This window comes from Planomicrobium sp. YIM 101495, from assembly GCF_009707665.1.
GTDB lineage: Bacteria > Bacillota > Bacilli > Bacillales_A > Planococcaceae > Planococcus.
On record NZ_WLZW01000001.1, the window covers coordinates 732,822 to 756,058 of the forward strand.

Below are 23,237 nucleotides of genomic sequence, written 5' to 3' on the forward strand. Positions count from 1 at the left end.
TTACCCCTCCTCAAGAAGAGGAAAGGTTACTCACCCTTCCCCTGCTTTTCCTTTTCTTTATCAGCTGGCGGTGCGTCCTTGCCATCCGGTGAATCTTGCTTACCCTCGCCACCTGATGGATCGCCAGGCTTATCAAGGCGCTCATAGCCGAAGTCTGCGTATTCTTTGTACGTGGCGCTCTGCGCTTTGATGTTTTTTACAACTTCGTCCGCGCGTTTGACCGTCATCTCGACGAGCTCTTCCGCTTTGACTTCACGTTTCAATTCTTTATCACGATAGTTTCGATTGAATTTGAATTCTGCCATTTAAATCACCCTCACCCTTCTGGAGTTGTTGCCGCACCGATGCGAACAATGCGAGACTCATCGACTAGCGCTACTGAATAGTGTTGGTCAGCGTTGAATTTCGTCAACTTCCGGTCCATGTCTCGTCCGGTTTCTGGTAGCAACTGACGTTTCAAGTACGTTTTAAGAGCACCTGCTTTTACCGCGAACCCTGTGCCGTCTTCAATTTTTTGCGAACGGACGATTTCCCAGCCAAACAATTCCCCAAAAGCGCCGGTTACAAGGATGCGATCACCTAATTCAGATGAGCGCGTCCATCCGTTCATTGCTTCTTTGCGGAGTTTTGCAGCGTCTTTGTAAGAAAGGAACAGAACACCTGTTGTGTCGACATTCTCGAAGTTATCCGGTGCATCTACGAACGTCGCTTCCAATGCATCAATCAAGTCCAAGTTGATCTCGTGCTCGATGGAAAGTGGCGCTGTCATTGCGGTGTCCACAATGTCGTTATCGACTTTAGATGCGATGGACATTCTGACTTGGCGCTGTGCTTCTCCGACAGGATCCCCATATCCGGAGAGAACGGCTTCATCCGTGAGAATTACCCCAATACCTGCTTTTTGGATTGTGTATTTTGCCGAGTCCGTAGTGAGCTGTTCGTACTGGATCGGTTCGCCTTCCGCTACAATTTTAGCGTCGCCAATGTACTTGAATTTTGGCACTGTGATCGTCGAGCCTGGCTGCCCTTCTAAAGTATTATCGATTGGCGCAATTCCACTAAATTTAATCGCTTTCGGAAGCTGCGCGGAAATAATGGCAGCCATTACCTCCGGATCGATTAGGTTTTGTAATTTAGTTACTGATGGCATGTTACATTCCTCATTTCTTTTATTTTGTCAGTTCGGTATACAATTCTGGATTGTTGGACTTCAATTCGCTTAATTCTTGGTAACTCATTTCCGATAGACTCTTTGTCGTATTCGTTGAGCCTCCGTTCGGATTGCCCGGCGTTACGATGTTGGGCGTGTTGGGCGGCGTTTCTTCCGTTTCGAACAGATAAGCGTCAGATTCCTTTAGTTTTGCGATCTGATCGTCCAGTCCTTTGATGGATTCGCCGTCCAGTTTGATTGTGTCCATGTCCAGCAGCGCCTTGATGGCTTTCACGTTTTTCACTTTTGCGCCGGACAAGGAGTTTTCGAGTTTGTGTTCAAAAGCCTGCGTGTTGAGCTTTTCCTCGTACTCCGCTTTCGCCGCCTCGTTCTGAGACTTCAATTCATCGATCTGGGCAGTCAACTCTTCATTGCCTTTGGCTTTTTCGCCGAGCTCCTGCAGCTGCGTGTCGCGATCCGTCAGCTGCTGCTTATAATCAGCGACCTGGCTTTCCAGTGCGTCCACTTTATCGGCCTTTTCTTTCGTTTCATTCAGCGTTTTGCCGTGCTCGGCCATGATTTTATTGACTGCTTCGTCTTCGAGGCCTAAGCCTTTTAGAAATTCTCTGTTCATCATATCCTCCTACATTTGTTGACGCGGTAGTGTCCGCGATGGATTAGCTAGTTGACGCATAGCTGCGATTTATTACATAACAAAAAAGACGACACCTCGCCGCCTTCATGATTGACCCCAATACGCCCTTTCAGGCGACAGCACCCATTGTCAATCTTCCCGTTGCTCTTAAGCCCGAGACGGCAGATGTGATGGATCACCTTAACCTTTCCGGCATATCGCCTGCTTATGGCAAAGCAAAATCCATCACCCCTTTCAATCGTAGTATTTGAAGTCCCTAACGAGCGAATCAAGCGGCGTATAGACCCGCTCACGCGCATAATTCCGGCGCAGGTACTTGTCATTGCCTGCCAAATGCTCCCGCATCACGCCCTGTCGTTTTCGCACCATCGACTTCCAGTATGCCGCGCGTTCCGCTGTGCCCATTTCCTGCGAGACCATCAAGTTCTTCTTGTACTTCACAATCTCACGCTCAATACGGCGCTGTTTGTTCTGGGCGGCCGCCACCTGTGCATTCGTCTCCGCATCGTATTTCGGCTGATTGTTCGTATTGACGCCAGGAACGAAAGGTACGTGCAGATGGCGACAGTTGACGCCCCTGTGCCCACCAGGCTCGCCGTATTCAGCCTGCCAGTACGCATCGTAAATGCTCCGATAATCGCTGTCCGGTGGAATCTCATGCGGCTCACGCAGATCCACGACATTCCCTTGAATACGAGAACAGGCAGCCCGCGCGCCCATGTGGCTGGTGACAAGCACGGTGTATACGCCGTATTCGCTCATGCGCTCTTTCCGGATGGCGTCATACGTATTACCGAGTGTGGACTTGAGTACCGTCCGGGCGTAACGCTCCAGGCTCCATGTGTTTCCGCCTCTGTCCCGCAGCACCGTCTGGATGCCGCGTTGGGCCAATTCCTGCACAGATTTCTCGACCGCTTGCTCGAATGTATAAATGCCGGCGTTGAACATTGCAGAGGTGCGGTTCAGTACATCCTGATAGGCGCGCTGTGCAGAACCGGCACCGAACACCGTCGTCAGCAGTGTCTGGTTCACGTAATTGTCGATCTCCCGCCAGACCTGATTGTGATAGCCCCGCATAATCTGATTAAGGTCTGCCGGTACCGGTTTGTTCGGATAAGGCATGGCCGTGTCAACATCATGGACGACGCCTTCCCCGACGTCTTGGAACATCCGGAGCAATTCGGGTTCGGCCACATTCGTCACTTTGGACAAGAGCCTGGAAACGTCTGCATTGAACAGATGAAGCTCAGCAAGTTTCTGCGCCTGCCAGTGCGTAATGTCGGAGTGTCCGGTATTCAGCCGCCGGATGATGAGACGGATGATTTCACCTTCCAGGGCGTTATAGAGGTGTGACATGTTACCGGTCCATAAGTCCAGTTGATGCGGAGTAACTTTTGGACGAGCCATTTAATCACTCCTCTTCGCCGAATAAGAGTTCCGCTTTTTTCGTGTCCAGGTTCATCGGATCCATATCCGCCTGCTCGTTCTGAATTTCTGCCAGCCACTGCTCAGCGGTCGCTTTCGGCACTTTGAACACGCGCTGGATAATCTCTACGGTAGGGATCAATCCGAATGTCTTAGCTTTTCCGTAGAATGTCAGCAAGGCGTTCCGGTCTTGGAAGACGCCATCGTCGAAATCAACACCGATGTGTTCAAATGTCGGAATCTCCCCGTCAAACAGCTTTCTGCCGTTCCAGGTCGTTGCCTTTGCTAGCTCCAAGACAGAGACCACCAGGCCCTTGATAAATTTCTCGACTTCCTGGACGTGATTGTTGCGCGTCCGGTAGGTCAGATCGTTCTCGCTCACGACTTCGGTTGCAGTTTTCATGGAGCGTCCGTCAAATGAGAACGTGCCAACCGACAGTTTCAGCTCCATCTCCAAGTTTTTCAACGTCTGGTTGATGGCGGCAATGTATTGCTCTGTCCGGATATCACTTGTGACGTCTTTGATCAGTTCATCGCCGCTGCTCATGCGCATCGACTTATAGACGTTGGTGTCCGGATCAAAAATCTGCCGTGGGGGCATGCCATTTTCCGATGGCAGCAAGTTGAGCATCTGATCGCTCACAAACACAGTGCGTTGCCCCATGCGAATTTCCCAGTTGAATTGATCAAATGTATCGTTGATTTGTTTGAGTGTGTCTTTGCTATTGTCCGTAATACCAAGACCCAGCGGTGAGTGCGGGTTGATATTGTTAAAACCGAACGGCGTCACGTAATTGAACAGCGGCCTGCTCAGTTTGGTAATTTCCGCTACCTCCGGCAAATCCTTGTACAGCTCACTTAACGGAACGCGCTTGCCAACTTCGCCTTTTACAAGGGATTTGTACAACTCATTCGTAATTACGTAAACGTCGCCACTCCATTCGTGGAATTCCAGTAGCGTGTAATATTGCTCTTTTCCATTCTCAATTTTCATGGTGACCGACTTCATGACACCTTCTGAAATGCCGTTGCTGTTGTGTCGCAAAGGATAGAACGCATTGGCTAGTGCCCAGGAAAACTCAATCTCACCCTTCGCCTGGTCGACGTATGGTCTGACCATCAAGCCACCGGTTGCATACATCGGATCTAGATATTTTGCCAGGTTTTTCTTGAAGTCGTTATGTTCAAAGACATGCTGGATGAAATCATCTGCAGACTTGTATGTGTTTTCCGGCTTTTCTTCCTGGCTGTCGGAGATAATCACTTCACATTGTTCATTGAAGACTAAGCCGGATAAAAGTTCTGAACTCAATTTAATCATGTTGATTGTCATGTATTTTCTTTTCTTCAAATCCCCCATTGAGTTGTAATACTCAACTTGTGGATAATCGCCTTTGTATTCTCGAAAATTGCGGTCGATCCTTGCGAGTTCTGCTGGATCGATGTTAATTTTCGGGTGATCGTTAATCACTTTTAATGTCTGGCCAGTCAATGCGTACCCTCCTTTCCGGAATATATTTTTAATACGCTCAATGATTTGCAAGTTCTCACCTCCTATACCTTCAATCCGAGATCTCTAGCGTTGCTCACGCACATGTAAATAAATTGGTCAACGGTATGATCATCTTCTTTGACCACCCGCGGATCGTCGGAGTTCAACGTCTTCGGATCCCAGGCGAACTTCTTGTGCTCTTCAATAAAGATTTCGTTGCTGTCCGCGTGCGGAAGCCCGGTCGGGTAAGGATTTTTGAGATAATAAAAACGCCCCTGCGCTAAAAGGTCGTGGACGTAATCGATCATATCGACTTTTTTCTGTTTGTGGACGCCGTTCAGATGCTGCCCGTAATCTTTATAGTATTGGTTTTTGAGGGCTGCTTCTGCACTGTCTATCGTCCGATTCATAATCCTTGCTCCCTTCCACATTGATTGTGTGGACGTCTTCGAGATAAAGAAGTGTAAGTCTTTTGATAGCTGACTTGGCGCTTTCTTGTCGACTTTCCCAGCAGGGCTATAATAGTAAGTGTTTAAAAGAATTACTTTGCCCTTTGCAGTCAGCCCGTAAACGCCATGCGTGGTAGCCGAGACAGCGTGTCCGCCATCCGTTGAGTAATAGAGGGCGATTACTCTATCGTCGCTAGGAAGTTCGTCTAACGGTTTAAAGAGGTTCATATTGTAGACGTTTGTGCCGAGACCGACCGGTTCGCCTAAATAGATATAGCGGTAGTAATCGAAGTCGTTGTTCTTGATCCGTTCTATATCTTTCAGCATCTGGTCCGTTACGAATCCCAGCTCGTCGTCCAGGTAACTGGATTCATGTACCAGGTAGTCTTCCTCGCCAGTCATCCGATCTGCCCATTCATTTATCCAGTGATAGGGATTGCGCGGAGGGTTATAAGACCAGAAGAACTGCACGTAGGCAGCAAGCAGATGTTTCTGTCTCATGAAGGTGACGTTCGTTTGGTCGAACTCCTCTTCACTAGCGAATTCCGCACCTTCCTCGTACCAAACGGCGATGATGTTTTCAATGTCATTCGATTTCAGCTTTTGGAAGTCATCCTGCCCGTAGAAATAGAACGTGCTGCCAGTTTTCCTGTGCGTAATCTTAAATGGAGAAACAGTGGCTTTAAATCTGCCAGACATTCCGAACAGCTTAATGGCCCACTGAATTTTGTTGAAGACGGAATCCCGGATCGTGTTGCCGACCTTGCGGATCACGACCACGTTCGCCTTTTCGCCCATCGTAATGTACAGAATCATCATGTAGACCAGCTTTAATGCGATGACGGAGGACTTAAAGGAGTTCCGGCCGCCTTTCAGGATGTTGTATGGTTTGTCGGACGTCCACACGCTCTCAAAATTCGGGTTGACGTTTTCCTGGACGTTGAAGATGACCTTTTTCTTTTCTTTAAGCATCACACTTACCCCATTTATCCACGATGACGATTTCTTCCGCGTCCTCGCCTTCCTCTTTACTGATGCGATCGGCTTCAGCTCGTGTTTTATCGATGCCCACTTGCATAGTTTCAAGTTTCAAACGGCGCTCATCAAAAGCATCCGTCATTTCTAAGAACTGCTTTACTAGATTTCGATATTCAGCCATCGCTCTCGTCTGTGCTTTGATATATGACTCATAGCGCTCATAGGCGAATGCTACTTTGTAAGTCGTCCCGCCACCTTCTATGGAAGAGTGATAACCACTCTCCTCTTTCAGATGGTCCTCAGCATCTCCGACCCACATAATCTTTTGCATCCGGATAATTGCGGAGAATTTGATTTCGATTTGCAGCCATAATTGATCAGTAAAATCCATGTCTGCCATCGCATCCATAATCTCCACTTGCTCCTCGTGCAAATACTTGCTGAACAGTCCATGCTTCCTGCTGAAGCTGTTGCGTTTCGGAAAGCTCTGTGAAGGGCTGGGGTTACCACTTCTCTTTTGCTGCCGCTGCTGCTTTCCATTCTTTTTCTTCGTTGCAACACTGCTGGTACTTCCGGAACGTTGCGTTGCATCGTTGCGTTGCCATTTTTCGCGATTCTTTCGGCTGCGGATCGTGGCATCTTTTAAACCGTGCTTTTCAGCTAATTCCTTGAAAGTGATTTCGCTTGATTCCCATTCGTTTCGTACTGCTTCCCAATTCACTTCACTTCACCACACCTCCGAAGACGTAATAAAAGACCTCGAGGGGCCTTGTTTTTTGTTCGTATCATATGGGGCTGATGGAGGGAATTAGCGCATCGCACGCATCCCCTCTTTTATTCTCCCCTTCACATATGCAGACTTCGTAAGACAAAAACGGAAAAATAAATTCAAGAAACAATTTTTTTCACTTTTATTCGGGCACGTTCGATGTATTTTTGCGCCGTGCCTTTCTTAATGCCAGCCTCCTTTGCGACTTCCTCCACACTCATCTGCTGGGTCGTGTGAAGGAGATAGCACTGCCTTTCCCTCGTAGACAGCACCGCTAAAACGTTTGTGATCTTGATGCGCTGGTATGGGGTCAACCGAAGCTGATGATCATTGATATCCAATTGCTCTGCAATATCCGGGATAAAATCCATCGTTTCAAACATCATCTTCTGATACACCGCCTTTTTATCGATTCCTTGATAAACATTAGGTTGTCGACCCGAGCGAAGCCATTCGATGGCGTATTCCATATCGGCGATCATGTCTGTGACCAATCGAATATCCACTTCATTGACAACTGCATCTTGCTCCAGTAATTTCAGCTTTTTATTTAAGTCCGATTTCCCGCGTCGGTATTCTTCGATCAAACTGTCAGCCCATCTATCCATCACGCGATCCCCCTCTTTCTGCAGGAAATAAAAAAAGAGGACACCAAAACAGCGCAATGCTGTAAGGTGTCCTCCAGTTGACTGGTGGGACTAATTATTATTCAATTCAATAGTTCTTTTGCCTCTAAGCTTCTTATTAGCAATATTATATGAAATTGATACCTTATCGCCTGTTTTATAAGGTATGTCTTCTAAATTAAAATTCGCCCTAGCCTTGAGATAAAACATTTGTTTTGGGCCAATGTTTAAGTGTCGAACCTTGTCGAAATACTTAAACATTTGGTCACTCCTTAGAGAAGCCGCATCTTCAATCTCTACCTCATAATCCTTGGATTCTGAATGTATTACAAATTTCAAATCGTATATAGCTCTCAAAACTTCGGAAGTATTCTCAAAAAGAATGCCGCTATTTATATCATAACCTACTGTGTGGGACCTACCATCCCCGCTTGGATCAGGCCCTAAATATCTTTCATTAGCTTTGTCCTTGAAATAATCTACGTGTGGTTGTACTGTTCCCCAGTTTTTAGTGATAACGTTAATTCCTAAAGAGAAAATAATCCCTAGCAAAACTCCAATAACTCCTTGAAATTCTTTAAGGTACTCCAGTAGTATCAAAAATCCACCCCCTCATCAAAATTCACACGCTTCACTTTCCCCTTGTAAGTGACGATGCTCGTTTCTGCATGGGCAGGAAGTTCGACCAGCTTCACTTTGCCCTCCGAGATGATGAGAGCACAATTTATAGGTAATTCCATTATATCCAATTTCAGTTCACCTGTCTCTGAAATTTCCACTTCTTGCAACCTCATTCTCCAGCCCCCTTACAGTCCAAACATGCCGCTATCCCTGCTTTTAATAATCCCGCGCTCCGCATGGTCGAACACAAGAAGCGCAATCTCCGATGGACGGCGCTTCATCTTCTTCGCGATGTTCTGCAGGCTGATCTCGGCTTCCCACAATTCTTTGAAATCTGCAAGCTCGTCTTCCTCAAAGACAAGGTCCAGCTTCAAATCATCATCTTCGAAAAGGAAATATCCCATGTCTCCACCTCAATCCGAGTCCTTTTCTCCCCATTTCACCACATACACTTCTTTTTCAACCTTCTCGATCTTCACCTGAACACCTTCCTGGTAGCCAGTATCAAATCCATATTTCTTCCCTCGGTTGAAAGAGACGCCATTGCTGACACCTAGTATCACAGCAAACAAAACAGCTACGAACACTGCCCAAAGAATTGTTTCTAATATCATTTCCTCACCCACTCCTTCCCTTTTCGCTCGATGACGACCAGCTCTTTCCCATACCGCCGCTCGAACAGCTTCTGCCGCAGCGGGAAGTCCCGGCTAACAGGACCGCCCTTGATATCGATCACCTCTTCAAACCCATCGATATACGTCACCCGAAAATCTGCTGTGTACCCGATTCCCGGCTTCTCCCGCCTGCCAACGCCTTTACACAGCCGACAGTTGACAGGGTTGCCTGTGCGTGCGCTAGGGAGCTTTCCGGTGCCGCTGCAACGCTTGCACTCGACTTCGTAGCGATCGACGAGCTGAAAGGCCGGCTGCAGTTCGATGTCCTTTACCGCCTGGTCCTGCTTTAAGTATTTGTAATAAGCCATTTCTGTAAGGGAATCGAATTCATGCCCATCGTACTCGGCCTTTTTGGAAATATACTGCCGGGCTTGTCGCTTTGCGCGTGGTCTACTATTTCGCAATGGATCACCCCTTCACTTCAATTTCAACAAGCGCTGATATTCTTCCACAATCCGACGATCCGTCATGTCCGCATAATAGACCGAGGGGCGCATATTCATGATGGACAACGTTTCAATCATGGCTGCTCTGTCCTCAGCGGAGAGTCCCGGCTCTTTCATTCCTTCCCCTCCAAATCACTGTTCTTCACAAACGTCCCACCGACCATTCTTCCCTGCCGGTCTTTGATTTCGCTCCAGGCAAGTTCAGCGCATTTCTCTAAAGACGTGCCCAGTTGCTGCGCCATAATGGAAAGGACGACGAACATATCGCCGATTGCATCCTCTGCGTCTTTCTGGTTTTCTCGCAGGAGCGCCCGGCATAATTCGCCGTATTCTTCTCCAAGCTTCACCGACTGAATGAGCGGATCCGCTTTTGCCAGTCCGCGTTCTGTTGACCATTCTTCCACTCTCTCCACCAATTCAGTAACCATGTAATTCCGCCTCTTTCCTTAATCGATTTACTTCTTTCCGCAGCGTTCGCGCTTCTTTGATCGTCGCTGGATACACCGTTTTGTAATAATTCACTTGACTTTGCAGCATGCGCTTTTCTTCTTTCGCCCGATCCAACGCGTTTTTATAGTCAAGTAACGCTTCCACAAGCGACACCGGGAGCGTGACCGTGTTGTGATACGGTCGTTTACTGATGCATTTTTGGATTTCTTGCAGTTGGGTCATGATGTTGTCTCCACTCCTTCCAGGAGCCGGAACCGATTGCCTTTCTTGAGTGCAAGCATTTGCTGGTAAGTCATGTCATCACCCTTCTGCGTTTGTCCTCCGCTTTGCGCCCAGTAGCAGATTCGTATTTTCTGCGGCGATTGCGCGTGTTCTCCGCACGGTGATCCAAGATGTAACGGCTGCCGCTGATCTCTACGACCGATGGTTTCCCGCCGCTTGTTTTGGCGATGGTGACGATCGGGCGGTAGCGGTCGCCTTTTTGCCGTGTGTCGCGGTTCACGCCGCCACCTCCCCAACTGGATGCTCGTTGATCAACGCAATTGCCTGCTCCCGGTCCAAGCCGCTCACCTGCTGCAGCATGTCCAGGTTCTCCGCGAATTGCCGTTCCAGTTCCTCGTCGTTGCAGCCGGCCTGTTGCCATGCCCCGGCAAGAAATATAAGGTTTCTGATGAATTGATTCATGTGGGTTCCTCCTAGATTTTGATTTGTCGGATCCGTTTGTCCGAGGTGTCTTGAAAATCAATCAGCGCCATCGTCGCCTGCAAACGGCTGACCAGTTTCGCGTCATACATCTGCACGAGTTCCGGTTTTGTTAGATTTGTCGTCACGAGCGTGCATTTATCCTGCCTGGCGTTGGCGATGGCATACAGAACGCGCAACGTGAAGTCCGTGGCCCGCTTCGTGGTGCCGGTGCCGCCTGTTTCTGCTCCGAGGTCATCCAGTACAAGGAAATCCGCTTTCGACAATAATTCGACAAAGTAGTATTCCGTGTATTTGCTTTCCTTGTTGTCAAAACTGTTCCGGATCCGCAGAAGCATTTCATCAACGCTGACGAAGATGCACGATCGGTCCTGCTCTCCGGCTTCGTTGAGATTTCTGAGAATACTCATGGCCAGATGGCTTTTCCCAACTCCCGGAAGTCCCGTGAACCACGCATTGAAAATCTCGCCGCGGTTGTATTTCTGAAAAATCTTCACCGCTCGCTCCTTATTGGCAGCTTCTTCAGCTTCGGCTGTTTCGTAATTGCTGAAAGAAGCCTGGAATAGATCCGTGTTGGTCAAGACGCTCTTCTCTTCAAGCGCCTTATAATTCTTCCGAGTCATCGCCCGCCGGATCTTCTCTGATTCTCGCTGCGAGAGCAATTCATTTTCGCGGTCACGTTCACAGATCGGGCAGATTTCTTTGCCGTCAACAACAATCACTTCGACTTTCTTTCCGCCGTGCAAATCGCATTGCTTACCAGCTGATGCCAGAAGTGTCGTTTGATTTTTGAGGAACTGGCTGATGGGCTCCATACGATCTCGCTCCTTTCGGTTTTCTGGAATTCGGATTGTTCAAGATGGCCCGAACGTATTTCAGGTTACGAGCGCCATTCAGCACCGCTTCTTTCATCGCTGCTAAGACCCGATCTTCGCCAAAGCTGTCTACAAGATCACCGAGCTGTTCCCCAACGAACGAGCTGAGGGTTCCGAATCCTTCTTGCTCGAAGAAACGGAAAGGATTGATAGGCGCGCGCGTTTTATCATCATCTTCTTTTGTTTCGTTTAGTTTTGTTTCGTTTAGTAATGCAGAAGTATTGTCGGAAGGACTGTCGGAACCATTGCCGGAAACACTGTCGGCTAGTTTGTCGGTAACTGTTACCGACAAGTCTATTAATTGGTACAAAGCTGACTGGTTTCCCTTCCTCGATTTGTACTCAAGATAGCCTTTTAAATTCAATTCATTCCGGGCGTTGGTTACACTTTTCTCTGACAATCCAGACTTAATACGTAACACCGATACAGCCACCGAGAACTCATTTCGCCATCCAGTTTTATTGTTTACGTGCACTAGAGCGTGCCATAAGGCAATTGCGGATGTGCTCAGCGGGTTCGTTTCGAGCCGATCATAGAACGCATTAAGTAATTTGATGTAATTCACGTGTTCACCGCCTTATTTAACAGAGAAGGGAGAAAAGCTGCTCCCCTCTCCGCGGGTCTTATTGCTGATCCATTAATTCTTTAGCAGAAGGCTTCTTGTCTTTTTTCGGCTCTTCCGCTGGCACGAGTTCCGGTTCTTCTTGTCCGACCTGCGGCATCTCAATCAAATCGTAGTCCGGCGCTTCGACAAACACGTCGTTGTCTTTCGGTGTGATGTCCCGGATGTTCCGTCCTGCCCCTTCGTCGTAAGCAACTTGCTGCTGGACCTCAACAGAGATTGGCAGGTACTTCCACATGTGCCGCACAACCGTTTTCTTTGCCATTTCCTCGTAGTCAGTCGTCCACGGGGAGTAAGAGGAATTTCCGGCCTTCGAGCGGCTTCTGCGCTTATCGATGTCCGTCTTGCTCATGAATTCGAACTGATGGCCGCCATCTTTGAAGTGTGCAACGGCATAAGCGCCGATGAACTTCCCACGGTCGGCTTCCATTGTCGGGCGGTGTACCAACTTCGCTTCCAGTCCAAGCTCGTACTCGAAATCATCGTTTTCATGTACCGCGTGCGAATAGATGGACTGGATGTGACCCGAGCGTCGTGCCAGGTCAATCATCCCTTTATAGCCAATAATAAATTGCACCTCCGTGATGCCTTTCTTATTGTTTTTGAATGGGAGCAAGTAACATTGCCCGAGAAGTCCTGGTTCCAGTCCGAGTTGTGCAGCCTGCATGACAGCGCCGAGAAGGCTTCCCACATCCGCTTCTTTCAGTTGAGGCGTCGTGCGAATCGTAGTCATCGTGAGTCGTGTGAGGCGGTCGATGTCCATGTGTTTCGGGAGTGCTTCTGCCATTGCCGGTGCCATTTGCTTGATGTAATCGTCAATCGTCTTTGCTTTCGGAGCTCCGACTTCGTTTTTCTTGACCGTTTCTTTGAGTGATTGATTAGTTGCCATTATTGTTACCTCCTAGTTTTCGACTTTCTTGATCCGCAATGTGCGGGAAGTCGTTGTTTTGGTGTACTGTTCTGCCAGTTCCGGTCGTTCTGCTTTCAGCCGCTTCGAGTCGATGGTCTTCCGTTCGGCCGCCTTGTAGGTGACCTGGTATTTTGGCGACACGCCCTGCGCAGCTTCTTCCAGTTCCATCTTCAGCTGATTTTCGTACTTGTCTTTCAGGATTTTGAGCTCGTCCATTTCCCCTTTGACGGCTTCGAGCGCTTTGAGCAATTGGTCTTCTTTCTCCGTCAGCATGATCGTCTCCCCGTTGTCTTCCGGATAGAGCTTCTTAAGCAATTCGCCTGCAGCCGGACTGCCATCGATTGGCGGCGGGTTGTGCGCTAGGACATTGTTTTCCCAGAAGTCCTTTTCGCGCTCGATGAGGATGTCAATCAGTTCCTCGTCCCGCTCGACCTCTTTCCAGACAAACTGATTGCCGCCGATCAAGACTGCAATGTATGCCTTCTCGTAACCCGTCACCGCCATGTAATGCTGCAGTTGGCACAGATATGCTGCCGGGACGCTCTCGCCCTCCCAGTCCGCTAAGTTGTAGGCGGATGTGGTTTTGCATTCGAGCAGCGCCTTTTCGCCGACGACCACGCGGTCTAAGTTTGCGATCATGAATTCGTGCTCCGGGTGGATCAGCATCTGATTGCGCCGGCGTACTTTCTTGCCGCTCCGCTTTTCAAACTCCGAAGCGACTAGGTCTTCGAGTAAATTTCCGAAGTAAACATATTCGTTATCCACTTCTTCGTAATACTCACCGACCTTCTCAAGATAAAGCTGAAAGGGAGACTTCCACTTGTTCACACCAAGCAGGACAGCCGCTTCGCTTCCCCCAATCCCTCGAGAGCGAAGGGCGAGCCATTCTTCCCGGCTCATATCTTTCGTATTGATCGTGACCATAAAACCCCTCCTATTGAATTTTTGAGGGTTCCGACATATAATGGAGAAAGAATATGTTTGTCAGAACCCGAAGTCGCTGTTGCTGCAGCGGCTTTTTTCATTCCCGAAATTCCGGAAAGCTGTACATGTACTTATAACGGCTCCATTCACCGTATGGCATGCCGTCCGGCCACTCATTGGCTTCCACCGCCTCGCGCATTTCTTCTTCGAAGCAGTCGTCGCATTTGTCCGGAAAGCCAGCTGGATCGGCAGCGAGGAAATCACCGCATGTTTCACAGAAGATTCCTTCCAGGACCATTTCAGCATGTTCGTCCATTGTGTTCACCTCTCACCATTCAATTCGCAATCCACTTTCTTCAAAAGTTACTGTGAAACCGTGCATTCTGAAAAGTGTTGCAGCCATTAACCCGTGTCTCGTGCTGCCATCTCCCACATCGTCGTATGCAATCAGGATGTACTCTAATCCCTGATTGGCAGTCGTAAACATCTTGCCACGCATCTCAGCCATTTCTGCACCCTTATCGAACGCTTCTAAATCATATGCAGATTGTCCTTGCCCGTATTCCATTTCTTCACCTGCCTTCCTGATGGTTGAATCCCATCAAGAAACTCAGGGGGGAGGAATTACCGGCCAACCAAACCGTCACTATCCTGAGCTTCTTGACAGGAGCCAAAGCTCCCGTATAATACGAAGTAACATTCTTTTTTTGTTTTCGGCCGACTGACTGGACCTCAGTCGGTTTTTTTGTTGTCATTTTTCAAGACGCTCCCCACTTGCATGCCGAGCAGGAAGATGATCAGTGCCGAAAAGAAAATCAATCCGTAGATGTGTAGTGGCTCGCCATATTCGATCATTCAATCCATCCCTTCACTTTCCAAGTTGGCAAGAGCGCTTTAATACGATCCATGATAGAAATTTTGTATTCTTTTTGAAGCTGTTTCAGCAAGTTGTCGATATGGATGCGTGCTTCGATCAATTCATCCATCATACTTCGGACGCCTAGCCGTTCATTTTCATCAATCATGCTAGGCGGTTTCGCCAGACAAACGTTCTGAATCCGTTCGAGTGCTTCTTCGATCTCTTTCTTTGCGTATGCTTCCAATGTCATCCGGTGCTGTTCAACAAAACGCCCTCGCAGGACTGGTGACGTGAACTTGCTTGAGAACTCATACAGAATGTCCATCGTGTATTCCGGATTGTCGTACAAAGCAATAGACTCTTGTGCAATGTCGGCTTGCATTGTGCGTCGCTCATTCTTTATGTGACTAATCAATTGCGGAGAAACATTGAAGTCGATGGCCAACTGCTCCCCCGTCGCTTCTTCTGTTTCCATCAGCCGGTTGATTGCTTTTCCGACCATGGCTGATTTTTTGATATTCATTATTTGTCCTCCTTTTTGTATTGGGAATGTGATTTTTATATACAGAGAAATTTCGTAGAATGGAGTTAAGTAAGAGAGACAAGACCTCGCCTTATCCCTCCGCTTGCTCCCTCAACCACGTCAGCAGAAATTCTTCTGTCTCTCTTGCTGGCATCAGCCACTTCTGGCCAATCTTAAATTTCGGGAAATCTGGGTGGTAGAACAATCGATCCAGAATGAACGAACGGCTCATGCAGGTCTGCCGTTCTAGCTCGTTCATATCCCAGAAAGTGTGCCGGTGTTCCAATTGCTTTAACCGACTCTGTAACTCCTCCCGGATCATCGCCTCGATCTGATCGTTATTGATTTGCAACTGCAGTAATTGACCCACTTAATTTCCTCCCTTCTTGATGACTCCGCTGGACAATGCGAGTAAGGCTTGGAGTTTTGCGGTTTTGCGTTTCATTGAATCCCTCCCTACCAAACTGCTGATCGTTATTTCTCTCTTCTGTTAAACTATTTACAGAAGGAGGTGTAAAAATGGAATACAATAACATTGTTCGAGTTGTTGCTACATCCAATGAAAAAGAAGCGAATCGGATGCTTGAAGCCGGATGGGTATTGTTATCTTCTGGCTTCTGTAGAGGCGAAGTTCCCGGATACGACTACCACTCATATTCTTTAGGTCTACCAAAAGACGTTGCAGCGTCTATAGGCGACGATGAAGATGAAGATGATTACGGATTCTAAAGCTTCGTAAGGATGTAAATGAAACCTCTTCCAGTGGGTGTGGAGCTCCTAACGTCTGTCAGCTTCCACCCGCTCTTCAGTAAAAGATTTGTTTGATCTTCGCTTGCGCAGTGAACTCTCATTTAATCCCCTCCTTTCTTAAACCGCTGATTAGTTTCTCTCTTCTGTTAAACTGACTACAGAAGGAGGTGATCATATTGACTGAACTTAAAGGTGAAACTAAACCCGAATTAGTCTCGACAATTACCGGGAATTGGTACAAATTCGAACGCTCTCCACAAGTAGATTTATTGCTGGATTTGCCGAACAAAATGATTCTTGGGGTGTCCACATCCATTTCAAGTATTGAGTGTTATATCCCGGGATCCGATGATGTTTACTACTACGCCGGAGACTTGAACTTCAAGCAGACTGAGACTTCGTATTCAGTCGACTTTCACGGGCGCTCGATTGAATCGTTGAGTTTTAATAACGAAAAAATTCAAGTGCCTTCGGGCAGTGATGCTTTAAGTGATGTGCGAATCGGACTGGATGTAGAAAAATCAATAAATTGGTTTAAAAACAGCAAGTTTTAAATTCTCAGTTCCGAAGCTCCGTTATCGCTAGTAGCGGGCTTCGGGATTCATTACCTTCTCCAGCGCCTTCTTCATTTCAAGAAGCATTCTTTCGTGTTCGAAATCTCCTGCAGTTTGTTCATGCTTCAGTTTTCGGTTCTCTCTTTCGAGTTCTTCGATTCTCGCTGCCATGCGTGATATTATGCCCTGATTCACCTACCCCCCCTCCTTCCTTAGACTGCTGACTTCTTTTTCTCTTTAGTTACCTTTTCGGTAATTATTTCTTCAAAAAAAAGCTTCTTGATTGGTGTCTTGAGGACATAAGCAATTTTTGCAATGTCTTCAGCGCTCATTTTTCTGATCCCTTTCTCTTTGTAGTAGTACGCTTGATAGCCTTCGTAACCTAAGAGCTTAGACATTTCCTCGATAGATAGACCTCTTTCGATGCGGAGTTCTTTGATGAGCTCAAGATTAACGACCTCTTTTCCAGTCATTCTTAACACCCCTTCCACTTACCTTTTCGGTAACTTAACTTAATCATAAATTACCTTTTCGGTAATGTCAACTATTTTATTACCTTTTCGGTAATTTTATTTATTACCGCATTGGTAAATGATAAGATAATAATAAATTATAGTTTTAGGAGGATTAGAATGTCACTAGGGAGAAAGATTAAGCAGCTCCGAGATCGCGAAGGGTACCAACAAAAAGACTTCGCTACTAAATTAGGCGTGTCCAATGTTGTTCTGTCCCGTTATGAATCGGATGAAAGGAAGCCTGACTACGACACCCTCCTAAAAATAGCCGACTTATTTGAAGTAAGCGTCGATTACTTACTTGGTAGAACAGAAAAGACGGAATTAAATGAGGATGAAAGAACCAGAAATCATTACATGTCCAAAATCAGTTCGGAATTTCCTGACATGGAATTGATGTTTGATGAAATGGAATCCTTATCCGCAGAAGACATGCAGGAAGTTTATGAGTATATTAAGTTTAAGAAGAGTCAAAAGAGGTGAAGGGGTGAAAGTCTGTGAGGAAACTATTCCTAGTTTTGTTTGTATCTATATCGCTCGCTGGATGCTCTTCGAATGAAAATTCAGCAGAAAGCGTAGACTTAACTGCCGAAGATGAAAGTCAAAAGCATGAAGATATTTTACCCATCGGCATTCTTGCTTATGCTGAACAAATTACAGGAAAATATATAATGACTGACATGTATGAAGATGGAGAAGAAAAACAACTGCAACTGTTAACTAAAGCTTCTATAGATGTAGAACTTGCTATGATAGAATTGGAAGCAGACTATGACCCAGATATTCCCGCAGTCAAAGATTTAATTGAGTTAGCTGTCAGCGTTGACAACGCTTTAGATGAAATGATTATTGGAGAATTCAGCACTAAATATGACAATTCTGTAGAGGCTGGCCAATTACTAGGTGAATTATCAAGAAATTATCTTGACGGCGAACTTCCTCCGACGGTTAAGGCTTTTACCGAAAAAGAAAGCGCAAACGATTAAATTTGGGTGTACTTAGTACGCCTTTTCTTTCAATCATAAAAAGAACATACGTTCCCAATTGGAGGTCATTTCTTGTACACGCATCTGGAGGACTACATACACGAGCTGTATAAATCGATTGGCATCGCCAATCCGGAAGACCTGAACATGTTGCACATAGCCAAAAAGTTAGACGTTGAAATCACATACAGCAACAGAGCATTTCGATTTGATAATGAAATTGTCATTCGCAGAGGAACCAAAAGTGAGGAATGGTTGATGTTCGGCCATGAGCTCTGTCATTACCTCAGGCATAGCGGCAATCAATTGAAGATGGGCAAGTTGTTTGTCGATCTGCAGGAATGGCAAGCGGATAATTTTATGTATCATTTCTGCATTCCTTCCTTCATGCTTCGAAGGATGAATCTGCCCGATAACGAGCGCGACGCCGTCTGGCTGCTCCAGGAGGTGTATGGCGTGACTGCTGAGTTCGCGCAGAAGCGCCTGCAACAATACATGCAGAATCTAATTTATCGATAGGAGGAGAAAATAGTGAAAAAGAAAAAATACATTCAGTTACATCCCAATGAGCCCAGAAAACAGCCGAACTATCATTTGACCGGCATACCGATAATGGGAAAAATCAAAGAAATGGATGGGAAGCTGTTCACTGAGATTATCGGGTACCGTATGCCATCCAACAACTCGATCAGCCTTGAAGAGTCCAACCCGGAAGAAGAACTATGAATTTGTATATTAAATCGTCTTGCGATATACATGACAGTCGTAAATCATGAATTTAAAGGAGGGATTGTGATGGCAAGTTTCCGCAAGAGGGGCAAGACGTGGCAATATAGGATTCGCGTGAAAGACCCCTATACGAATAAAATGCGCGAATTTACCGAAGCTGGATTTAAAACGAAGGGAGAAGCGAAGCAGGCCTCGCTTGATCGAGAACGGAAGATTATGAATGGTATGGAGCTCGGAGAAATTGTATTCGCTGACTTTGCTCAACACTGGCTGGACAACCACGTCAAAGGGAAATTGCGGCCGAATACGTATCGCACTTACCGGAACGCACTCGAAAAACATGCAATTCCATACTTCGGCGTGATTACGCTCCGAAAACTTACCCCGAAGAAGTACCAGGAATTCATTGATAGCCTTACCGAAAAGAATTTATCGATTGAATCTGCCAGGCGAGTCCATAACGTCTGCTACCAAGTATTCAAGCGAGCAATTATCTATAAGTACTTGGTCAGTAACCCCGCGCAAGATGTTCATATCCGGAAAAACGAAACAACCGATCTGAAGTTCCTAGATCCTTCCTTCCTCTCGTCGTTTTATAAACAGGCATACAAACGTGGGCAAATTTATGGCTTGTTTTTCAAATGCTTGTTTGAAAGCGGTTTGCGAAAAGGTGAAGCGGCTGCATTGCAATGGTCTGATATTGATTGGAAGGAAGGCACCTTGAATATCACCGAGACACTGGACTTTCAGCCCGAGGAAGGCGATCCATTATTGGGACCGGTTAAGAAGTTAGCCTCCAAGCGAATCGTTAAAATGAGGAAATCATTCATGATTGAACTGCAGGAGCATTTGAAATACCAAAATCAGCGAAAGTTATACTTAGGAGATGCCTATCGCCATGATCTGAACCTCGTTTTCTGCCGAGACGATGGGACGCCGCTGCCGAAATCCACATTGTACAATGCGTTTAAGTCGTGTTTAGAGAAAGTTGGGGCACCGGTACTCCCTATCCACTCCACTCGTCACACACATGCAGTTATGCTGATCGAAGCCGGCGCTGATATGAAGTACATTCAGGAGCGATTGGGTCATGGCAGTTTCGCTATTACGAGCGACACATACAGTCATGTTTCGAAAACGATAGAAAAGCGTTCAATCGATAAATTTGAGGATTACATGCAGAATTTAAAATAAAATGGGGCAAAAATGGGGCAGATTCAACTTCTTGCCCCATTTCATTGTTTTAGGGGAAATAGAAAAACCGTTGGAGCCTTAGAGCCCCAACGGTTTGCTGATTAATACATTTTCAGATATTGTTCACGTTCCCAAGGATGTACACTTGTTCTGAACATATCCCATTCGATCTCTTTCGCTTCCACGAAGTTCTTGAAAATGTGTGAGCCGAGTGAGTTGATGATGACTTGGTTGTTTTCCAGCTCGCGGATTGCAGCGTACAACGTCGCTGGCAGATCCTCGATTCCGACTGCTTCGCGTTCTTTGCGGTTCATCGCATAGATGTTGCGATCAACTGGTGCTGGTGGCTCCAATTCGTTCTTGATGCCGTCAAGTCCAGCACCAAGCAATGTTGCCATTGCCAAGTATGGGTTCGCCGATGGATCCACCGAACGGACTTCCACACGTGTCGACAGGCCGCGTGAAGCTGGTACACGTACCAATGGGCTACGGTTCTGGCCGGACCATGCGACGTAACAAGGTGCTTCATAACCAGGCACTAGGCGCTTGTATGAGTTGACCGTCGGGTTCGTGACAGCCGTGAATGCTTTCGCGTGCTTCAAGATACCAGCCATGAACTGATAAGCAGTCTTGCTCAGCTTCATATCGCCATCTTCATCAAGGAATGTGTTGACCTTTCCATTGAAGAGCGAAATGTTCATGTGCATGCCTGATCCACTGACACCGAACAATGGTTTCGGCATGAATGTCGCGTGCAGACCATGTTTACGTGCAATTGTTTTGACGACCAGCTTGAATGTCTGGATATCGTCACATGCACGGATCGCATCGCGGTATTTGAAGTCGATTTCGTGCTGACCAGGTGCCACTTCGTGGTGGGATGCTTCGATTTCGAAGCCCATCTCCTCAAGTTCAAGGACGATGTCACGTCGGCAGTTTTCCCCAAGATCGACTGGTGCCAAGTCAAAGTAGCCGCCGTTGTCATTCAAATCGAGTGATGGCTCACCGCGCTCATCCAGTTTGAACAGGAAGAATTCCGGTTCCGGGCCAAGGTTGAAATGCGTGAACCCTAAGTCTTCCATCTCTTTCAACACACGCTTCAAGTTCGTACGCGGGTCACCAGCGAATGGCTTGCCGTCAGGGCTATAGATGTCACAGATCAGACGTGCCACTTTCCCTTTCCCTGTAATCCATGGGAAGATCACCCATGTATCAAGGTCAGGATACAAGTACATATCGGATTCTTCGATGCGCACAAAGCCATCGATCGAAGATCCGTCGAACATCATTTTATTGTCGAGTGCTTTGTCCAACTGAGAAGTCGGAATTTCCACGTTCTTAATGATTCCTAGTACATCCGTGAACTGCAAGCGAATGAAATTCACCTGTTCTTTTTCTACAAGCTGTCTAATGTCATCTTTCGTATACTTCCCCATCTTCTTTTCACTCTCCTATAATTTTTATGTAAGGCCTGTTCCTATTGGAAGAAACGGGCCAAATCCCCACTTCGTAAACTTCCTCGCCCGCGGTAGTGCGAATGGATCATTTCTTCTCTCAAGATCGCACGCAGATCATCATCCGTTAATGCAGGTTTCGGCATTGTCGCAGCGGCTGGCTGATTTTTTAACTCAAATAATTTCTTGATGCCGGCCAGATTCAGTCCTTCATCCAAAAAATCTTTGATCTCAAGCAGCACGTCCACGTCGTTCAGCGAAAACATCCGCTTGTTTCCATCCGTCCGAGCAGGAGCCACAAGTCCATGCTCTTCATAATAACGAATCTGACGTGCAGTCAATTCCGTCAATTGCATGACGATGCTAATCGGTAATAACGGCATCGAACGGCGCAACCGGTTTGTCATATGTTTCACCTTTACTTTCATCTCTTTACTCAACTTATTATAAATGATGTTAATTCTCCTGTCAAATCAATGTTAGGTTTTCTAACACAAAATTTTACCCGCATGAAACATGCGGGATTAGGTTCATAATAAATTGTCTTCTTGCAGTCGTTTGACCGAATTTGTCACTGCTATTTTGACATGTTCGTACGTTAATCCACCTTGGATGAATGCAGTGTAAGGTGGACGGATCGGACCGTCTGCTGTCAATTCGATGCTGGATCCTTGGACGAATGTTCCAGCCGCCATGATGACGTCATCAGCGTAACCTGGCATATACGCCGGTTCTGGTGCAAAGCGTGCATTAACCGGTGAGTTCGCCTGGATGGACTGGCAGAAACGAATCATTTGCTCTGCTGTCTTGAACGACACAGATTGAATCAAGTCCGTACGCGGTGCCGTGTGGTGAGGTGAAGTCACCATTCCGAATGAATCGAGTAGCGCAGCGGTATATATTGCACCTTTCAATGACTGCGAAACGATATGGGGTGCCATGAAAAACCCTTGGTACATATCCGGCAAAGCGTTCAATGAAGCTCCCGCCTCTCCTCCTATACCCGGAGAAGTCATACGATAAGCACATTTTTCAACAATATCTGCTTTCCCTGCAATATATCCACCCGTTTTTGCCATTCCACCACCTGGATTCTTAATGAGTGAGCCTGCCATCAAGTCTGCGCCAACTTCTGTCGGCTCCAGCGTCTCGACGAATTCTCCGTAGCAGTTGTCGACGAAGATGACCGATTCTGGAACAATCGTGCGGACGCAATCAATCATTTCACGGATTTTCTCGATCGTGAAGGATGGACGCGTGTCGTAACCACGTGAACGCTGGATGGCGATCATTTTCGTTTTTTCAGAAACAGCTGCTTCAACAGCTGCCCAGTCGATGTCGTGATCTTCAGTCAAATCGATGTGGCGGTAAGAAATATCGAAGTCTTTCAACGAGCCTGTGTCTTTCCCGCCGCCTGAAACGATCGAAGCGAGCGTATCATATGGCTGGCCCGTAATATAAATCAGTTCATCTCCTGGTCGCAAGACACCGAAAAGTGATAAAGTGATTGCATGGGTACCTGAAATGATCTGCGGACGGACAAGTGCCGCTTCCGCTCCGAACACATCTGCATAGACGCGCTCCAATGTATCCCTTCCTTCGTCGTCGTAGCCGTAACCAGTCGACGGATTGAAGTGATGGTCGCTCACGTGCTGTTCTTGGAAAGCACGCAGCACTTTTTGCTGGTTGAACAGTGCGACATCATCTGCCAACTGCAGTTCGCCTTGAATATTTTGTTCGATTTCTTTCATTAAATTAATCATTAGAATCCCCTATTCTCTTTGATCCTGTACGAATCCGGATCGTTTTTCCACTGCCACTTTTGTCAGAATCTTTTTGATTCCCATGCAGCTATTTTTGTTTCACTTGTCTATTATGCAACCGAACTTGAAATTGCGTCAAATT

Annotated in this window: 38 protein-coding genes; 6 read left to right on the plus strand and 32 right to left on the minus strand. The window is 46.9% G+C overall.

The window, feature by feature from the left end; all coding sequences use genetic code 11:
• Positions 1-26: 26 nt before the first annotated feature.
• The 27 genes from GIW82_RS03775 to GIW82_RS03900 all read right to left on the minus strand — a co-directional run bounded on the left by GIW82_RS03775 (position 27) and on the right by GIW82_RS03900 (position 15,520).
• Complete coding sequence (locus GIW82_RS03775; RefSeq protein WP_154748558.1) at positions 27-305, minus strand: hypothetical protein; 279 nt, start codon at positions 303-305, stop codon at positions 27-29.
• Between the two features lie 11 nt (positions 306-316).
• Positions 317-1,150 carry a N4-gp56 family major capsid protein gene (locus tag GIW82_RS03780; RefSeq protein ID WP_154748559.1) on the minus strand — a complete coding sequence of 278 codons (834 nt, stop codon included), beginning with the start codon at positions 1,148-1,150 and terminating at the stop codon, positions 317-319.
• Positions 1,151-1,169: 19 nt separating this feature from the next.
• Complete coding sequence (locus tag GIW82_RS03785) at positions 1,170-1,784, minus strand: phage scaffolding protein (RefSeq protein ID WP_154748560.1); 615 nt, start codon at positions 1,782-1,784, stop codon at positions 1,170-1,172.
• 255 nt (positions 1,785-2,039) lie between these two features.
• The gene (locus tag GIW82_RS03790; RefSeq protein ID WP_154748561.1) at positions 2,040-3,212 is read right to left on the minus strand and encodes a phage minor capsid protein; all 1,173 of its coding nucleotides are present in this window, start codon (positions 3,210-3,212) and stop codon (positions 2,040-2,042) included.
• Between the two features lie 4 nt (positions 3,213-3,216).
• Entirely contained in the window at positions 3,217-4,773 is a 1,557-nt protein-coding gene (locus GIW82_RS03795; RefSeq protein WP_195913934.1) for a phage portal protein, read from the minus strand.
• A gap of 11 nt (positions 4,774-4,784) precedes the next feature.
• Positions 4,785-6,143 (minus strand): PBSX family phage terminase large subunit, encoded by a 1,359-nt coding sequence (locus GIW82_RS03800; RefSeq protein WP_154749588.1) that lies wholly within the window; start codon positions 6,141-6,143, stop codon positions 4,785-4,787.
• Entirely contained in the window at positions 6,136-6,870 is a 735-nt protein-coding gene (gene terS / locus GIW82_RS03805) for a phage terminase small subunit (protein ID WP_154748562.1), read from the minus strand. Before terS ends, GIW82_RS03800 begins: the two co-directional genes overlap by 8 nt.
• Positions 6,871-7,037: 167 nt before the next feature.
• Positions 7,038-7,526, minus strand: coding sequence for a sigma factor-like helix-turn-helix DNA-binding protein (locus GIW82_RS03810; RefSeq protein WP_154748563.1), 489 nt, complete (start codon positions 7,524-7,526; stop codon positions 7,038-7,040).
• 90 nt (positions 7,527-7,616) lie between these two features.
• The gene (locus GIW82_RS03815) at positions 7,617-8,144 is read right to left on the minus strand and encodes a hypothetical protein (RefSeq protein ID WP_154748564.1); all 528 of its coding nucleotides are present in this window, start codon (positions 8,142-8,144) and stop codon (positions 7,617-7,619) included.
• A complete protein-coding gene (locus GIW82_RS03820; protein ID WP_195913935.1) occupies positions 8,141-8,338 on the minus strand; it encodes an XtrA/YqaO family protein in 198 nt (65 codons plus the stop codon). Before GIW82_RS03820 ends, GIW82_RS03815 begins: the two co-directional genes overlap by 4 nt.
• Before the next feature lie 12 nt (positions 8,339-8,350).
• On the minus strand, positions 8,351-8,569 hold the full coding sequence (locus tag GIW82_RS03825) for a hypothetical protein (RefSeq protein ID WP_154748565.1): 219 nt from the start codon (positions 8,567-8,569) through the stop codon (positions 8,351-8,353).
• Between the two features lie 9 nt (positions 8,570-8,578).
• Complete coding sequence (locus GIW82_RS03830; protein WP_154748566.1) at positions 8,579-8,779, minus strand: hypothetical protein; 201 nt, start codon at positions 8,777-8,779, stop codon at positions 8,579-8,581.
• Entirely contained in the window at positions 8,776-9,243 is a 468-nt protein-coding gene (locus tag GIW82_RS03835) for a DUF1064 domain-containing protein (RefSeq protein ID WP_154748567.1), read from the minus strand. The genes GIW82_RS03830 and GIW82_RS03835 overlap by 4 nt, the downstream gene beginning before the upstream one ends.
• Positions 9,244-9,255: 12 nt before the next feature.
• Positions 9,256-9,402, minus strand: a complete 147-nt coding sequence (locus GIW82_RS03840) for a hypothetical protein (protein ID WP_154748568.1) — start codon at positions 9,400-9,402, stop codon at positions 9,256-9,258.
• Positions 9,399-9,713 (minus strand): MazG-like family protein, encoded by a 315-nt coding sequence (locus GIW82_RS03845; protein ID WP_154748569.1) that lies wholly within the window; start codon positions 9,711-9,713, stop codon positions 9,399-9,401. Before GIW82_RS03845 ends, GIW82_RS03840 begins: the two co-directional genes overlap by 4 nt.
• Positions 9,703-9,957 (minus strand): MreC domain-containing protein, encoded by a 255-nt coding sequence (locus tag GIW82_RS03850; protein ID WP_154748570.1) that lies wholly within the window; start codon positions 9,955-9,957, stop codon positions 9,703-9,705. The genes GIW82_RS03845 and GIW82_RS03850 overlap by 11 nt, the downstream gene beginning before the upstream one ends.
• Positions 9,958-10,027: 70 nt before the next feature.
• The gene (locus GIW82_RS03855; RefSeq protein ID WP_154748571.1) at positions 10,028-10,237 is read right to left on the minus strand and encodes a hypothetical protein; all 210 of its coding nucleotides are present in this window, start codon (positions 10,235-10,237) and stop codon (positions 10,028-10,030) included.
• On the minus strand, positions 10,234-10,419 hold the full coding sequence (locus GIW82_RS03860) for a hypothetical protein (protein ID WP_154748572.1): 186 nt from the start codon (positions 10,417-10,419) through the stop codon (positions 10,234-10,236). The genes GIW82_RS03855 and GIW82_RS03860 overlap by 4 nt, the downstream gene beginning before the upstream one ends.
• An 11-nt stretch (positions 10,420-10,430) precedes the next feature.
• A complete protein-coding gene (locus GIW82_RS03865; protein WP_154748573.1) occupies positions 10,431-11,252 on the minus strand; it encodes an AAA family ATPase in 822 nt (273 codons plus the stop codon).
• A complete protein-coding gene (locus GIW82_RS15020) occupies positions 11,194-11,877 on the minus strand; it encodes a DnaD domain-containing protein (RefSeq protein WP_154748574.1) in 684 nt (227 codons plus the stop codon). Before GIW82_RS15020 ends, GIW82_RS03865 begins: the two co-directional genes overlap by 59 nt.
• 58 nt (positions 11,878-11,935) lie before the next feature.
• Positions 11,936-12,823, minus strand: a complete 888-nt coding sequence (recT, locus tag GIW82_RS03875; protein WP_154748575.1) for a recombination protein RecT — start codon at positions 12,821-12,823, stop codon at positions 11,936-11,938.
• A 12-nt stretch (positions 12,824-12,835) separates the two neighbouring features.
• On the minus strand, positions 12,836-13,768 hold the full coding sequence (locus GIW82_RS03880; protein ID WP_154748576.1) for a YqaJ viral recombinase family nuclease: 933 nt from the start codon (positions 13,766-13,768) through the stop codon (positions 12,836-12,838).
• Between the two features lie 97 nt (positions 13,769-13,865).
• On the minus strand, positions 13,866-14,084 hold the full coding sequence (locus tag GIW82_RS03885) for a hypothetical protein (protein WP_154748577.1): 219 nt from the start codon (positions 14,082-14,084) through the stop codon (positions 13,866-13,868).
• A 12-nt stretch (positions 14,085-14,096) separates the two neighbouring features.
• Positions 14,097-14,336 carry a hypothetical protein gene (locus tag GIW82_RS03890; RefSeq protein WP_154748578.1) on the minus strand — a complete coding sequence of 80 codons (240 nt, stop codon included), beginning with the start codon at positions 14,334-14,336 and terminating at the stop codon, positions 14,097-14,099.
• Between the two features lie 164 nt (positions 14,337-14,500).
• Entirely contained in the window at positions 14,501-14,623 is a 123-nt protein-coding gene (locus GIW82_RS14965) for a hypothetical protein (protein WP_255475127.1), read from the minus strand.
• The gene (locus GIW82_RS03895; protein ID WP_154748579.1) at positions 14,620-15,150 is read right to left on the minus strand and encodes a hypothetical protein; all 531 of its coding nucleotides are present in this window, start codon (positions 15,148-15,150) and stop codon (positions 14,620-14,622) included. The genes GIW82_RS14965 and GIW82_RS03895 overlap by 4 nt, the downstream gene beginning before the upstream one ends.
• Positions 15,151-15,241: 91 nt before the next feature.
• Complete coding sequence (locus tag GIW82_RS03900) at positions 15,242-15,520, minus strand: group-specific protein (protein ID WP_370455989.1); 279 nt, start codon at positions 15,518-15,520, stop codon at positions 15,242-15,244.
• Positions 15,521-15,669: 149 nt separating this feature from the next.
• Here GIW82_RS03900 and GIW82_RS03905 point away from each other — a divergent pair, with 149 nt between their 5' ends.
• On the plus strand, positions 15,670-15,879 hold the full coding sequence (locus GIW82_RS03905) for a hypothetical protein (protein WP_154748580.1): 210 nt from the start codon (positions 15,670-15,672) through the stop codon (positions 15,877-15,879).
• A gap of 197 nt (positions 15,880-16,076) precedes the next feature.
• Positions 16,077-16,454 (plus strand): hypothetical protein, encoded by a 378-nt coding sequence (locus GIW82_RS03910; RefSeq protein WP_154748581.1) that lies wholly within the window; start codon positions 16,077-16,079, stop codon positions 16,452-16,454.
• Between the two features lie 27 nt (positions 16,455-16,481).
• Here the strand turns inward: GIW82_RS03910 and GIW82_RS03915 are convergent, their stop codons facing one another.
• Together GIW82_RS03915 and GIW82_RS03920 are read right to left on the minus strand one after the other, a co-directional pair.
• The gene (locus GIW82_RS03915; protein WP_154748582.1) at positions 16,482-16,649 is read right to left on the minus strand and encodes a hypothetical protein; all 168 of its coding nucleotides are present in this window, start codon (positions 16,647-16,649) and stop codon (positions 16,482-16,484) included.
• 17 nt (positions 16,650-16,666) lie between these two features.
• The gene (locus GIW82_RS03920) at positions 16,667-16,927 is read right to left on the minus strand and encodes a helix-turn-helix transcriptional regulator (RefSeq protein ID WP_154748583.1); all 261 of its coding nucleotides are present in this window, start codon (positions 16,925-16,927) and stop codon (positions 16,667-16,669) included.
• A gap of 159 nt (positions 16,928-17,086) precedes the next feature.
• Between GIW82_RS03920 and GIW82_RS03925 the strand changes: the two genes are divergently transcribed.
• From GIW82_RS03925 to GIW82_RS03945, 4 genes are all read left to right on the plus strand, one after another.
• Positions 17,087-17,452, plus strand: a complete 366-nt coding sequence (locus GIW82_RS03925) for a helix-turn-helix domain-containing protein (RefSeq protein WP_154748584.1) — start codon at positions 17,087-17,089, stop codon at positions 17,450-17,452.
• 14 nt (positions 17,453-17,466) lie between these two features.
• Positions 17,467-17,955, plus strand: a complete 489-nt coding sequence (locus GIW82_RS03930; RefSeq protein ID WP_154748585.1) for a putative periplasmic lipoprotein — start codon at positions 17,467-17,469, stop codon at positions 17,953-17,955.
• A gap of 72 nt (positions 17,956-18,027) precedes the next feature.
• Positions 18,028-18,474, plus strand: a complete 447-nt coding sequence (locus GIW82_RS03935; protein ID WP_230309163.1) for an ImmA/IrrE family metallo-endopeptidase — start codon at positions 18,028-18,030, stop codon at positions 18,472-18,474.
• 276 nt (positions 18,475-18,750) lie between these two features.
• Positions 18,751-19,878, plus strand: a complete 1,128-nt coding sequence (locus GIW82_RS03945; protein ID WP_195913936.1) for a tyrosine-type recombinase/integrase — start codon at positions 18,751-18,753, stop codon at positions 19,876-19,878.
• A 101-nt stretch (positions 19,879-19,979) separates the two neighbouring features.
• Here GIW82_RS03945 and glnA read toward each other — a convergent pair whose 3' ends face one another.
• The 3 genes from glnA to GIW82_RS03960 form a co-directional block, all read right to left on the minus strand.
• Positions 19,980-21,314, minus strand: coding sequence for a type I glutamate--ammonia ligase (gene glnA / locus GIW82_RS03950; protein ID WP_154748588.1), 1,335 nt, complete (start codon positions 21,312-21,314; stop codon positions 19,980-19,982).
• A 41-nt stretch (positions 21,315-21,355) separates the two neighbouring features.
• Positions 21,356-21,739: a MerR family transcriptional regulator gene (locus GIW82_RS03955; protein ID WP_154748589.1), complete on the minus strand. Its 384-nt coding sequence runs from the start codon at positions 21,737-21,739 to the stop codon at positions 21,356-21,358.
• Positions 21,740-21,862: 123 nt separating this feature from the next.
• On the minus strand, positions 21,863-23,083 hold the full coding sequence (locus tag GIW82_RS03960; RefSeq protein ID WP_370455990.1) for a methionine gamma-lyase family protein: 1,221 nt from the start codon (positions 23,081-23,083) through the stop codon (positions 21,863-21,865).
• Positions 23,084-23,237: the final 154 nt, after the last annotated feature.

Bases quoted from the DNA above. Each gene is read 5' to 3' on its own strand.
- GIW82_RS03920 (WP_154748583.1), bottom strand. From the start codon at position 16,927: ATGACTGGAAAAGAGGTCGTTAATCTTGAGCTCATCAAAGAACTCCGC.
- GIW82_RS03785 (WP_154748560.1), bottom strand. From the start codon at position 1,784: ATGAACAGAGAATTTCTAAAAGGCTTAGGCCTCGAAGACGAAGCAGTC.
- GIW82_RS03825 (WP_154748565.1), bottom strand. From the start codon at position 8,569: ATGGGATATTTCCTTTTCGAAGATGATGATTTGAAGCTGGACCTTGTC.
- GIW82_RS03845 (WP_154748569.1), bottom strand. From the start codon at position 9,713: ATGGTTACTGAATTGGTGGAGAGAGTGGAAGAATGGTCAACAGAACGC.
- glnA (WP_154748588.1), bottom strand. From the start codon at position 21,314: ATGGGGAAGTATACGAAAGATGACATTAGACAGCTTGTAGAAAAAGAA.
- GIW82_RS03890 (WP_154748578.1), bottom strand. From the start codon at position 14,336: ATGGAATACGGGCAAGGACAATCTGCATATGATTTAGAAGCGTTCGAT.
- GIW82_RS03885 (WP_154748577.1), bottom strand. From the start codon at position 14,084: ATGGACGAACATGCTGAAATGGTCCTGGAAGGAATCTTCTGTGAAACA.
- GIW82_RS03840 (WP_154748568.1), bottom strand. From the start codon at position 9,402: ATGAAAGAGCCGGGACTCTCCGCTGAGGACAGAGCAGCCATGATTGAA.
- GIW82_RS03925 (WP_154748584.1), top strand. From the start codon at position 17,087: ATGTCACTAGGGAGAAAGATTAAGCAGCTCCGAGATCGCGAAGGGTAC.
- GIW82_RS03895 (WP_154748579.1), bottom strand. From the start codon at position 15,150: ATGAATATCAAAAAATCAGCCATGGTCGGAAAAGCAATCAACCGGCTG.
- GIW82_RS03850 (WP_154748570.1), bottom strand. From the start codon at position 9,957: ATGACCCAACTGCAAGAAATCCAAAAATGCATCAGTAAACGACCGTAT.
- GIW82_RS03820 (WP_195913935.1), bottom strand. From the start codon at position 8,338: ATGAGGTTGCAAGAAGTGGAAATTTCAGAGACAGGTGAACTGAAATTG.
- GIW82_RS14965 (WP_255475127.1), bottom strand. From the start codon at position 14,623: ATGATCGAATATGGCGAGCCACTACACATCTACGGATTGATTTTCTTT.
- recT (WP_154748575.1), bottom strand. From the start codon at position 12,823: ATGGCAACTAATCAATCACTCAAAGAAACGGTCAAGAAAAACGAAGTC.
- GIW82_RS03800 (WP_154749588.1), bottom strand. From the start codon at position 6,143: ATGCTTAAAGAAAAGAAAAAGGTCATCTTCAACGTCCAGGAAAACGTC.
- GIW82_RS03830 (WP_154748566.1), bottom strand. From the start codon at position 8,779: ATGATATTAGAAACAATTCTTTGGGCAGTGTTCGTAGCTGTTTTGTTT.
- GIW82_RS03945 (WP_195913936.1), top strand. From the start codon at position 18,751: ATGGCAAGTTTCCGCAAGAGGGGCAAGACGTGGCAATATAGGATTCGC.
- GIW82_RS03960 (WP_370455990.1), bottom strand. From the start codon at position 23,083: ATGAAAGAAATCGAACAAAATATTCAAGGCGAACTGCAGTTGGCAGAT.
- GIW82_RS03810 (WP_154748563.1), bottom strand. From the start codon at position 7,526: ATGGATAGATGGGCTGACAGTTTGATCGAAGAATACCGACGCGGGAAA.
- GIW82_RS03880 (WP_154748576.1), bottom strand. From the start codon at position 13,768: ATGGTCACGATCAATACGAAAGATATGAGCCGGGAAGAATGGCTCGCC.
- GIW82_RS03775 (WP_154748558.1), bottom strand. From the start codon at position 305: ATGGCAGAATTCAAATTCAATCGAAACTATCGTGATAAAGAATTGAAA.
- GIW82_RS03790 (WP_154748561.1), bottom strand. From the start codon at position 3,212: ATGGCTCGTCCAAAAGTTACTCCGCATCAACTGGACTTATGGACCGGT.
- GIW82_RS03780 (WP_154748559.1), bottom strand. From the start codon at position 1,150: ATGCCATCAGTAACTAAATTACAAAACCTAATCGATCCGGAGGTAATG.
- GIW82_RS03865 (WP_154748573.1), bottom strand. From the start codon at position 11,252: ATGGAGCCCATCAGCCAGTTCCTCAAAAATCAAACGACACTTCTGGCA.
- GIW82_RS03905 (WP_154748580.1), top strand. From the start codon at position 15,670: ATGGAATACAATAACATTGTTCGAGTTGTTGCTACATCCAATGAAAAA.
- GIW82_RS03955 (WP_154748589.1), bottom strand. From the start codon at position 21,739: ATGACAAACCGGTTGCGCCGTTCGATGCCGTTATTACCGATTAGCATC.
- GIW82_RS03860 (WP_154748572.1), bottom strand. From the start codon at position 10,419: ATGAATCAATTCATCAGAAACCTTATATTTCTTGCCGGGGCATGGCAA.